The sequence below is a fragment of the Bradyrhizobium sp. genome (assembly GCF_049798375.1).
In the GTDB taxonomy this organism is placed as follows: Bacteria; Pseudomonadota; Alphaproteobacteria; order Rhizobiales; family Xanthobacteraceae; genus Bradyrhizobium.
In genome coordinates this window covers 1-11,122 of the sequence record NZ_JBARGP010000760.1, presented here as the reverse complement: position 1 = coordinate 11,122, position 11,122 = coordinate 1, and the positions used below count along the sequence as shown (strand labels likewise).

Sequence of the window (11,122 nt, the reverse complement as noted above, 5' to 3'; positions counted from 1 at the left end):
CCAGTCGATCTTGGCGTCGAGCTCGGCCGCAGGCACCACGTGGTTGAGCAAACCGGCTGCTTGCGCGGTCGCCGCATCGAACGGCTCACCGGTCAGCGCCCATTCGTTGATGAGACGGCGCGGTGCGATCTCCTGCAGCAGGCTCAGCACCTGCATCGGGAACACGCCGACCTTCACCTCCGGCAGGCCGAAGATCACATTGTCAGCGGCCACCGCCATGTCGGTCATGCACAAGAGGCCCATGCCCCCGGCCATGCAGACGCCATTGATACGCGCGATCGCCGGCTTGGTCGCATTTTGCGACAAGCGCAGCAGATCGGCATAGTCGGCATTCGGCCGCGAGAAATCCATCGCAAAAGCGGCGCCGGAATTCTGCAGATCGGCGCCTGCGCAGAATGCCTTCTCCCCCGCGCCGGTCAGCACGATGACGCGCACCTCGGCATCCTCATGCGCCCGGGTGTAGCCCCGCGCGATGCCGGCGATGACATCGCCATTGAGCGCGTTGCGCTTGTCCGGGCGGTTGATGGTGATCCAGAGGGATTGTCCGCGCTTGTCGAGGATCACGCTGTTATCGGTCATGGCCTTGCCTGTCTGCTATCGAAAGAAGCGGGATTGTCGCCGGATAGCGAGGCGGAGCAAGCAAAACTTGCGTCAGCCCGCCGCGCGATGCGCGTCACGCGCTGTCCGCCACATCGCGCGGGTGGTCTCGAAATGACCGTCACGCAGGAACGCGACGGTCTGCCTGACCGCTGCGGGATGCAAGAGGAGGCCCATGTGCGAAGCCTTGACCGTGGTGTGGTCGGCCATGTCGTCGAGCTTGCAGCTTGCGACCGAGACGCGGCCGTCATTCGGCCACGGCAACACCAGCAGCGCCGAGATCGGATCGAGGAAGCGGTTGCCGGAGATGATGCCGACCTCGTAGTCGAGCGGCGGCAGCGCCGCCAGGGTCGCATCCCCTGATGTCACGAGCTGCAGGCCGGCCGGGCCGAAATAAGAACGATAGAGCGAGATGTCCTTGAGGCGATCGGCGATTTCGCTGCCGCCATTCGGCGGACCCAACATGACGACGCGGCCGAGCCGCTGAGGTCGATGCTGCGCGATGTAGACCCGCGCCAACAGACCGCCCATCGAATGGGTGACGAAATGCAGCGGGCCGTCGTGCTCGACAGCAAATGCTGCAATGGCCGGATGAATATCGCGGGCGAGCTCTTCGAGCGGCTTCTTGCGGCTCTGATAGTCGAGATTGAGTGTCGCGAAGCCCGCGCGCTGCAGCGCCCTTGCCATCCGGCGCAGCATCAATGAGCGGCCGGCGATGCCATGCAGCAGAACGACCCCTGCCGTGCAGGGGTTGCTCTCTGCCGAAGGTCGTCGCAGCGAACGCCTCACGCCACGTCAAGCTCCGGCGCGGCACCGGCCGATTCCTCGGCGAGCGTCTTGGCGGTGACATAGTCGGTCTTGCCGCTGCCGAGCAGCGGCACCTTGTCGACCACGATGATGGCTGCGGGCACGGCGAGCTCCGGCGCGCCTTGTACCTTGGCCTGACGTTGCATCGCGCTGCGCTCGGCATCCTTTTGCGTGGTCAGGAGCACGATGCGCTCGCCCTTGCGCGGGTCGGGGATCGACACCGCAACCGAGGCCGCCTGCGGCCACAGCCCGGCGGCGATGGCCTCGACCACCGAGAGCGAGACCATCTCGCCGGCGATTTTGGCGAAGCGCTTGGCGCGGCCCTTGATGGCGATGAAGCCTTGGGCATCGATGGCGACGATGTCGCCGGTGTCGTGCCAGCCGTCAGCCAACGGCTCCAGCACGCCGGGATTCTCCGCACGCAGATAACCGAGCATGACATTGGGCCCGCGCACCGAGAGCCGGCCGCCCTCCTCGATGCCCGGCACCGGGTCGAGGCGGGCTTCCATCAGCGGCGACATCCGGCCGACGGTGCCGACACGATTGGCCATCGGCGTGTTCATCGCCAGCACCGGTGCGGTCTCGGTGACGCCGTAGCCTTCGAGCAAACGGATACCGTAACGCTCCATGTAGACCGCGCGCGTACGGTCTTTGACCGGCTCGGCTCCTGCGATGACGAGCCGCAGGGTGCGGAAGTCGTAGGCATGGGCCGAGCGCGCATAGCCGGTGAGGAAGGTGTCGGTGCCGAACAGGATAGTAGCACCGGTCTGGTAGATCAGCTCTGGCACGATCCGGTAATGCAGCGGCGACGGATACATGTAGATCGGAATACCCGCCAACATGGGCATCATCAAGCCGCCGGTGAGGCCAAATGAGTGGAACACCGGCAGCACGTTGAACACCTTGTCATTGGCATTGGCGTCGACACGTGCGAGCGCCTGCGCGGCATTGGCCAGAATGTTGCGATGGGAGAGCACGACGCCCTTGGGCGTGCCTTCGGAGCCAGAGGTAAACAGGATCACGGCCGGGTCGTTGGCGGTGCGCGGCACGCGCGGCGCGATGCCGTCGAGCAGGCCCTTGATCTTGTCCACGGACGTAACAGTCGCCCTGACGTCTTCGAGATAGACCACCCGCGCCTGGCCTTCGATCGCGGCCATCAGCCTGTCGAGCTTGCCCTTCTCGATGAAGGCTTGCGAGGTCAGCACGGTCGTCACCTGCGCCGCCTTCATTGCCGCCAGCACGTTGACGGGGCCCGCCGAGAAATTCAGCATCGCCGGCACGCGACCGATCGACTGCAGCGCCATGAACACCACGGCGACGCCGGCTGAGTTCGGCAGCAGCACGCCGATGTTCTCACCGGCGGCAGTGCCCTCCTCCAGCTTGCGGCTGAGCACCTGCGCGCCGAGCAGCAGCTTGCGATAGGTGAGCTTCGTGCCGAGCGGGTCCTCGATCAGCACCTTGCCGGTGTCGCGGTCGCGATAAGCGTGCGCCAGCGCTTCGAACAAGGTCTGGTCGAGCATCGCGTTCTTGACCAGGGCCTCGATCATGACGTCCTGCAACGCCGCGCCTGCGGCGTTGCGGCGGGTCTTGCCCTTCAGCGATGCGTCAACGTCGAGCTTCACCGGCGGTAGGATCGTGACCGTCACCTTGGGGAACCAGGAGCGCTTGATCTCGCCGTTCTTGAGGTAGCTGAGATGCGAGCGCTGCGCGCCCTCGATGCGCACGGGCACGACGACGGCGTCTGCCTTGTCGGCGATCATCGCGGTGCCATCATAGACCTTCATCAACGAGCCGGAGACGGTGATGCGCCCCTCGGGGAAGATCACCACCGGCTCGCTCGCGGCGACCAGCTTGATCAGGTCGCGCGCGCCGAGCGGCTTGGTCGGATCGATGGTGATGTGGCGGACCATCTTCAGGAAGATCTTGGCCCACCATGCTTTCGAGATGCCGGTGTCAACCGCGAAGGTCGCGTCGATCGGCAGCACGGCATGCAGCAGCGGGCCATCGATCAGGCTGACATGGTTGGGCGCGATCAGCATGCGGGTGCCGGCCGGCGGCAGGTTCTCCAGCCCGCGCACCTCGGTGCGGAACAGCGCCCGGAATAGCATCGAACCGAAATCGCGCACGCCTTCCCGGCCCCATTTATTGAGCACGAACCAGACCGAACCGAAGCTCGCGAGCGCCAGGCCGAAGAAGATCCAGGCTACCGACAAGCCGGCCGCCTGCAGACCGGCGACCACCAGCGATCCGACCACCATGAAGGCAGCCTGCAGGATGTTGCCGGCGGCAATGACACGGGCGCGCTCGGATGGCTCCGACCACGCCTGGACCGCTGCGAAGGACGGCACCACGAACAGGCCGCCGCCGAAGGCGAACAAGGCGAAGTCGATCAACAGATGCAGGCCCACCCAGGAGCTGACAAAGGCGCCCGGCGTGATGCCGGTTCCGGTCGCGGTGGTGCCGATCGCCCAGGCAAGATCGAGCCCGACCACGCCCATCACGATGGCGCCGATCGGCACCAGCGCGAGATTGGGTCTGACATGGCTGAGCTGGGCGGCAAACAGCGAGCCGATCGCAATGCCGATGGCAAAGACCGCAAGACACAGCGTGACGACGCCTTCGGTGCCGCCGACCACGCCCTTGACCAGCGCAGGCAGCAGCGACAGCACCACCGCGCCGGCAAGCCAGAACCAGGAGACGATGATCATGCCGTCCCACAGCCGCGGCTCGGCGTAGAGCGCTTTCAACAAATGCGTGGTCGAGGTCCAAGGATTGCGCGTGATGGGAAGCTCAGGCGCGGACGGTGCGGTGTGCGGGATGCGCGACGCCGAGCCCCAGGACAGCAGCGCAAGTCCGACCACCGCCATAGATACAAAGCCCATATGCGTGGTTTCAGAGACCAGCTGACCACCGGCGATGGTGCCGATCAGGATCGCCATGAAGGTCGCGCCCTCGACCAGCGCGTTGCCGGTAGCGAGTTCGCCGACCGTGAGTTGGTCGGGCAGCATCGCGTATTTCACCGGCCCGAACAGCGCCGCGACGATGCCGAAAATTGCCAGCGCGACGAACAACAGTGGAACGGAATGCATGAAGAAGCCCAGCGCCGCGAAGATTGCGGCGAAGATCTCGGCGAATTTCAAGCGGCGGGCGACGACACCTTTGACGTATTTGTCGGCCATTTCGCCGCCGAGCCCGGACAGGATGAAGAACGGGAAGATGAACACGGCGCCCGCGACGGTGACCAGCGCGTCTCCGTGGATCGCCACCGATCCGTAGAGCAGCATGATGACCAGCGCGTTCTTGAGCACATTGTCATTCAGCGCCGAGCAGAACTGCGCCCAGAACAGCGGCGCGAAGCGGCGGGACGACAGCAACTGATTGATCATGGGTCTTTCCTGCTGTGCTGCGGCTGGTCCGTGAATGCCGCGCGTGCCGAAGTGAGGACCGACTATCGAGAATGCAAATGACGATACGGAGGCGCAGACGCAACGAGACCGCTGCCTGACGGCGGCGAGGATGTCGCCGTCATGATGGACAAAAAGCTTATCCAATTACCCGACGACCGATCGATGCGTGCGGCATCTTGGGACATGGTGATCACTTCATTGCACCCGACACAAGAATTGACGCGACGTCAGGTCAGCTCACTCAGGTAATGAAGACTACCGAACAGACCGCGACGGCGGACGCGATGCCCGTCCCGGCCAGCCGCGCGATACAGGCGCGAGCCAGCCGGCCAGGCTGCACGCCGGGCGGCCACGAGGCCCGCGACGTCACAGGCGGCAGCGACCCGCTCGACCGGCGCCATTACCAAGTGAGACACGATTCGGACGAAACCGTTCACGAGCGTGACCGCATCGCCGGAAAAAGATTCGCCATCCGCGGAGCTTGAGCCGTCATAACCGCACCTTTCATTTTGAGCAACGCTCAAAATACTTAGCGCAAGAATGAGCGTTGCTCAAGAAAAAAATACGAAACTGAGGCGAATCATGGACGGACAGCGCGGCGCTATAGGAACCACGCCCAGATTGGCATGCAAGCCACTGGAACTATTCGGATTCTTTTCGTTTTGAAAAATACGCCTGTCGTGACATTCAGGCGGTCACAGCCTTCCGCAGCCACACCTTGTTGTCGTGGAACGCGGCCCCGCCGATCGGCGCAACGGTTTCCGCGCCGGTCAGCATATTGATGCCGCGGCCGCCGATATGGCTGCGGTTGGGGTGCACCGATTCGGCGATCAGAACGCCGCGCCGCACGCCCTCGAACAGGCGGGCGGTCAACGATGTCTCACCGCGGTCGTTGCCAAGCGTCACCGCATCGCCGTCGGCGATATCGAGCGCGGCGGCATCGAGCGGATGCACCATCACCGACGGCGCGCCCTCGCGTGCCTGCGAGGACGGCGTCTCGTTGAAAGTGGTGTTGAGGAACGAGCGCGACGGGCTGGTCGCGAGCCGGAACGGATGGCGCTGGTCGACGTCCTCGATCACAGCCCAATGATCGGGCAGCGAGGGCATGCTGGCGATGTCGCCCATCGGGCGGCCGAATGGCGGATTCGCCCAGTCGGCCTTGAAGTGAAACTTGCCGTCCTTGTGGGCGAAACCGTCGAGATAATGCGAGGTGCGGAAGTCCGGCTGCAGGTCACGCCAGATGTCGGCCTCGAGACCCGCGATGTCGCCGTGGCCGCTCCGCTTCAAGGTCGCGTCGATCAGCTCGCGCGGCGTCATCTCGAAGCCGGGATGGACCGCGTGCAGCCGGCGCGCCAGCCCCTGCAGCACCTCGTGGTTGGAGCGGCACTCGCCCGGCGGGTCGATCAGCTTCGGGCCGACCGAGATGTGCTGATGGCCGCCGCCGTAATAGACGTCATCATGCTCCATGAACATGGTCGCCGGCAGCACGATGTCGGCCATTTGCGCCGTCTCAGTCATGAACTGCTCATGCACCGCGACAAATAGATCCTCGCGCGCAAAGCCCTGGCGCACCAGCGCCTGCTCCGGCGCCACCGTCATCGGATTGGTGTTTTGGATCAGCATCGCCTTGACCGGACCCCCGCCGCACAAGGCTTCGGAATCGCCGGTCAGGATGCGGCCGATCTTGGATTGGTCGAGAATCCTGACGCTCTTGTCGATCTCATCGTGGCCCTCGATGATGGCTTCGTCGAATCCCCACAGCGCGGCGTTGTTGAAGAAGGCCCCGCCGCCTTCATATTGCCAGGCCCCCGTGACGGCCGAAATGCACGAAGCAGCATGCATCTGCGTGGCGCCGTTGCGGCTGCGGGTAAAGCCATAGCCGAGCCGGATGAAAGTGCGCTTGGTCTCGCCAACGGCGCGCGCGAAGGCCTCGATCTCCTTGAGCGGCACGCCGCAGATCGCGGAGGCCCATTCGGGCGTGCGGGTCTTTAGATGCGCCTCGAGTTCCGCCGGACAATCGGTGTAGCGGTCCATGTAGTCGCGATCGGCATAGCCGTCGCGAAACAGCACATGCATGACGCCGCAGGCGAAGGCGCCATCGGTGCCGGGACGCAGGATGATCCGGATGTCGGCCTGCTTCATGGTCTCGTTGTCGTAGATGTCGACAGCCGCGATCTTGGCGCCGCGCTCCTTCCGAGCGCGCGCGGCATGGGTCATGACATTGACCTGGGTGTTGACGGGATTGGTGCCCCAGATCACCACCAGGTCGGAGACGCCCATCTCGCGCGGATCGACGCCGGCGATCTTGCCGGTGCCGATCGCAAAGCCGATCCGCGCGATATTGGCGCAGATGGTCGAGTAGAAGCGGGAATATTTCTTCACATGGGTCAGGCGATTGATACCGTCGCGCATCACCAGGCCCATGGTGCCGGCGTAGTAATAAGGCCACACCGACTCAGGCCCGAACTCGCGCTCGACGGCGTCGAAGCGCCGCGCGATCTCGTCCAGCGCCTCGTCCCAAGTGATCCGCTCGAACTGGCCGGAGCCCTTCGGCCCGGTGCGGCGCATCGGATGCGTCAGCCGCTCCGGGTGATGGATGCGCTCGGCGTAACGGGCGACCTTGGCGCAGACCACGCCGGCGGTATAGGTCTGCTTTTTCGACCCGCGCACGCGGCCGATGGTCGTGCGATCGAGCACCTCGACGTCGAGCGCACAGGCCGACGGGCAATCATGCGGACAAGTGGAGTGGCGGATCTGAAGCCGGGTCTGCTGGTTCATGATGAAATTGGTAACACCAAAAGCGGTCGCAGCCGAGTGCATTCAACGCGCATTGCACGGGCAAAATCGGGCAGCGTAACGGGCGGAACTCAGCCGCCAAGCTTGGTCAGGCCGGTCGGCGGACCGTCGACCGCAGTCCAGCCGCCGTCAACGAACAGGGTGCTGCCGCTGACATAGCTTGCGGCATCGGAGGCGAGATAGCACACCGCGGTCGCGACCTCATCGGCGCTGCTCCAGCGGTTGAACACGGTATGCGCGGCATAGAGATTGTAGATCTCCGGCCGCTGCTTTAACGGCGCGGTCAGCGCGGTTTCGACGATGCTGGGCGCGATCGCGTTCACCCGCACGCCGAAGGTCCCCACCTCCGAGGCAAAACCCTTCACCAGCAGGCCGATTGCCGCCTTGGTCGCACCATAAACGGCAAGCCCTGGCTCGATCGTCACCGCGCGCATCGAGGAGCACGCGATCAGGCTGCCGCCGCGTTGCTGCGTCATGATGCGGCCAAAGGCTTGGAAGAACCACACCGTGCCCTTGACGTTCAGATCGAGCACGCGGTCGATATCCTCTTCGGTGTAATCGAGCACGGTTTTGCGGATGTTGAGGCCGGGTGTCGTCACTGCGATATCGAGCCGTGGGAATAGCTTGGAAGCCTTGCCCGCGAGATCAGCGACATCGGCCCTGCTCGCCGCATCGCATGCAGTCGATTCCGCCGCTCCGCCGTCAGCGCGAATGGCGGTGGCTGTCGCTTCCGCACCCTCGACCGTACGATCCGCGCACAGCACGCGCGCGCCAAGCGCAGCCAGCGCCTGCGCCGAGGATCTGCCGATGCCCGAGGCTGCGCCGAGCACGACGGCGGTCTTTCCCGTGAGATCGAAAAGCTTGCGATAGTCAGTCACGAAGCGAACCTCCCTGCGTCGATGCAGCTGTTCTGGCATCCGCAGAACGGAGCCGCAAATTATGCGTAGGGACGGTATTTTCCGTTGCCAAGTGAGTTTCATATACTAATATATCAATCGAGGAAACGCAGATGACTGCCCGCGTCCCAAGGAAACTGGCCCAGACGCCAGCACCGGCGATCGCCCGCACGGGGCGCAATGGCCGGCCGCGTGGCGCGACTGCGTCGGCGCGCATCTATGCCGAACTGAGGGCCGAGCTGGTTTCGCTCGCACGCCGTCCTGGCGAGACGATCTCGGAAAATCAGATCGCGCTCGATTACGGCGTCAGCCGAACACCGGTGCGCGAAGCGATCCTGAAGCTGGCCGACGAAGGCTTGGTCGAGATCTTTCCACAGTCCGGCATCTTCGTCTCGCGCATCCCGATGGGCGCCCTGCCTGAAGCCATCATCATCCGCAAGGCGCTCGAGGAAACGACGACGCGGATGGCGGCCGAGCGTGCGACGGCGAGTCAGCTTCTCACTTTACATGCGACCCTGGAGCGGCAGCGCGAGGCTGCCGACGCGACAGACCGCGAGGCGTTTCATCAGGCGGACGAGGCATTTCATGCCGTCATCGCCGATGTCGCCGGCTATCCTGGAATCTGGACGCTGATCCTGCAGGTGAAGGTTCATGTCGACCGCTTCCGCCGGCTGACGCTGCCCCAGGTCGGTCGCATGACCGAAGTGATCGGCGAGCACGAACCGATCCTCGCCGCGATCGAGGCACACGATCCGGACCGCGCGCGGCTTGCGATGGCAAGCCATCTCGAACGACTGCTCGACGACATCTCCGCCATTCAGACCATCAACCCTGATTTCTTTCGACCAAGCTGACTGCAAAACAACTAAGTCACCATAGTCCGGGGAGGACACCATGAAACGACGCGACTTCATCAAGCTGAGCGTTGGACTAGCTTCCGCGACAACCCTGCCGTTCGCGCCCGCATCAGCGCAATCAAAAGCCGTTTTCAAGGCCTCCGACGTGCAGCCGGCGGGTTACCCGACCGTTGCGGCCACCGAGAGCCTCGGCAAGAAGCTCGCTGCCGCCACCAATGGCCGGCTCTCGCTCCAGATGTATCCCTCCGCGCAGCTCGGTGGCGAGAAGGAGACCATCGAGCAGACCCAGATCGGAGCCATCCAGATGCTGCGCGTCAGCGCTGGCGCGCTCGGCCCCATTGTCGACGAGATCAACGTCGTCAACATGCCATTCCTGTTCAAGAGCATCGCGCATTCCGAGAAGATGATGGACGGCCCGGTCGGACAGGATTTGCTCGACCGCATCACCGCCCACCCGAATGCCGGGCTGGTCGCGCTGTGCTGGATGAATTCCGGCGCCCGCAGCATCTACAACACCAAGCATCCGATCAGGACGGTCGCTGACATCAAGGGACTGAAGATCCGCGTGATCGGCAACCCGATCTTCATCGACATGATGAACGCGCTCGGCGGCAACGGCATCGCGATGGGCTATGACCAGGTGTTCAGCGCGCTGCAGACCGGCGTGATCGACGGCGCCGAGAACAACCCGCCGAGCTATGTGTTCAGCAATCACTACACGGCGGCGAAGTACTATTCGCTGACCGAGCATCTCGTCATCCCCGAGGTGCTGGCGTTCTCGAAGCGGGCATGGACATCGCTTTCGGCCGATGATCAGACCCTGATCAAGAAGTTCGCCCGCGAGGCGCAGATGGAGGAGCGCGAGCTCTGGAAGAAATATGAGAGCGAAGCCATGGAGAAGGCCAAGGCCGCCGGCTGTGAGATCATACCGATTCCGGACAAGGCACCGTTCCAGGCCGCAGTGAAGCCGGTCTGGGACAAATACGGCCCGAAATATCAGGAGATGATCAAGCGCATCCAGGAGATCGCGTAAGCGCCTGGTGCGGCGGCTCTGACATTCGCTTCGCGAATGCCAGAGCTTGACGCCAGCGCTGATCTTGCAACGGGAGATTCCGACCATGGCTGCGTTGTTCCGCCGCGTAATGGATACGCTCTATCTTGCCTGCGTTCTGGTCGGCTGCACCGCGCTGGTGGCGATCTCGGCGGTGATCCCCTATGCGGTGTTCACCCGCTACGTGCTGAACAGCGCCGCGTCGTGGCCCGAGCCGCTCGCGGTGCTACTCACCATCCTGCTCACCTTCATCGGTGCCGCGGCCGGCTATCGCCTCAACCTGCACATGAGCCTGTCCTATTTTGCCAACCAGCTGCCCGAGCCCTGGCGAAAGAGACTTGACGTGCTCGTTCAGCTCCTGATGGCGCTGATCGCGATCTTCATGGTGATCTGGGGCGAACGGCTGGTCGTGGTGACCTGGGATAACACGATTGCGGACTTTCCATTCCTGTCGGTCGGCGTGACCTACCTGCCGATCCCGGTCGGCGGGTTCTGCCTGCTTCTCTTCGTCATCGAGCGACTGTTCCTCGGCGTGCCGCCCGATCCCATTTCCCACAGCGACGCCGCGTCGTTCGATTGAAGCCGGCAGAGACAGATCCATGGATATTTTCATCCTGCTTGTGACGATGCTGGTGTGCTTTTTGATCGGTATGCCGATCGCCTATTCACTGGCGATGGCTGCGATCGTCGGCGCCTTCTGGATCGGGATTC

8 protein-coding genes are annotated in these 11,122 nt (G+C 63.8%); 3 read left to right on the top strand and 5 right to left on the bottom strand.

The annotated features are described in order from the left end of the window. The 5 genes from WA702_RS29200 to WA702_RS29180 form a co-directional block, all read right to left on the bottom strand. Positions 1–579: enoyl-CoA hydratase-related protein (locus WA702_RS29200; protein WP_425114007.1), on the bottom strand; the 579-nt coding region annotated here is incomplete at its 3' end. Positions 580–651: 72 nt separating this feature from the next. Continuing rightward, entirely contained in the window at positions 652–1,386 is a 735-nt protein-coding gene (locus WA702_RS29195) for an esterase/lipase family protein (protein ID WP_425114006.1), read from the bottom strand. Further along, on the bottom strand, positions 1,383–4,790 hold the full coding sequence (locus WA702_RS29190; protein WP_425114005.1) for an acyl-[ACP]--phospholipid O-acyltransferase: 3,408 nt from the start codon (positions 4,788–4,790) through the stop codon (positions 1,383–1,385). The genes WA702_RS29195 and WA702_RS29190 overlap by 4 nt, the downstream gene beginning before the upstream one ends. A 708-nt stretch (positions 4,791–5,498) precedes the next feature. Further along, positions 5,499–7,589: a molybdopterin oxidoreductase family protein gene (locus tag WA702_RS29185; RefSeq protein ID WP_425114004.1), complete on the bottom strand. Its 2,091-nt coding sequence runs from the start codon at positions 7,587–7,589 to the stop codon at positions 5,499–5,501. An 89-nt stretch (positions 7,590–7,678) separates the two neighbouring features. Continuing rightward, positions 7,679–8,485: an SDR family NAD(P)-dependent oxidoreductase gene (locus WA702_RS29180; RefSeq protein WP_425114003.1), complete on the bottom strand. Its 807-nt coding sequence runs from the start codon at positions 8,483–8,485 to the stop codon at positions 7,679–7,681. Between the two features lie 131 nt (positions 8,486–8,616). Here WA702_RS29180 and WA702_RS29175 point away from each other — a divergent pair, with 131 nt between their 5' ends. From WA702_RS29175 to WA702_RS29165, 3 genes are all read left to right on the top strand, one after another. Further along, complete coding sequence (locus tag WA702_RS29175) at positions 8,617–9,357, top strand: GntR family transcriptional regulator (protein WP_425114002.1); 741 nt, start codon at positions 8,617–8,619, stop codon at positions 9,355–9,357. Between the two features lie 40 nt (positions 9,358–9,397). Then, entirely contained in the window at positions 9,398–10,393 is a 996-nt protein-coding gene (gene dctP, locus WA702_RS29170) for a TRAP transporter substrate-binding protein DctP (RefSeq protein ID WP_425114001.1), read from the top strand. Positions 10,394–10,478: 85 nt separating this feature from the next. Continuing rightward, on the top strand, positions 10,479–10,991 hold the full coding sequence (locus tag WA702_RS29165; protein WP_425114000.1) for a TRAP transporter small permease: 513 nt from the start codon (positions 10,479–10,481) through the stop codon (positions 10,989–10,991). Positions 10,992–11,122: the final 131 nt, after the last annotated feature.

Excerpts from the sequence above, each read along its gene's own strand:
- dctP (WP_425114001.1), top strand. The coding sequence starts at position 9,398 with ATGAAACGACGCGACTTCATCAAGCTGAGCGTTGGACTAGCTTCCGCG.
- WA702_RS29185 (WP_425114004.1), bottom strand. The coding sequence starts at position 7,589 with ATGAACCAGCAGACCCGGCTTCAGATCCGCCACTCCACTTGTCCGCAT.
- WA702_RS29165 (WP_425114000.1), top strand. The coding sequence starts at position 10,479 with ATGGCTGCGTTGTTCCGCCGCGTAATGGATACGCTCTATCTTGCCTGC.
- WA702_RS29190 (WP_425114005.1), bottom strand. The coding sequence starts at position 4,790 with ATGATCAATCAGTTGCTGTCGTCCCGCCGCTTCGCGCCGCTGTTCTGG.
- WA702_RS29175 (WP_425114002.1), top strand. The coding sequence starts at position 8,617 with ATGACTGCCCGCGTCCCAAGGAAACTGGCCCAGACGCCAGCACCGGCG.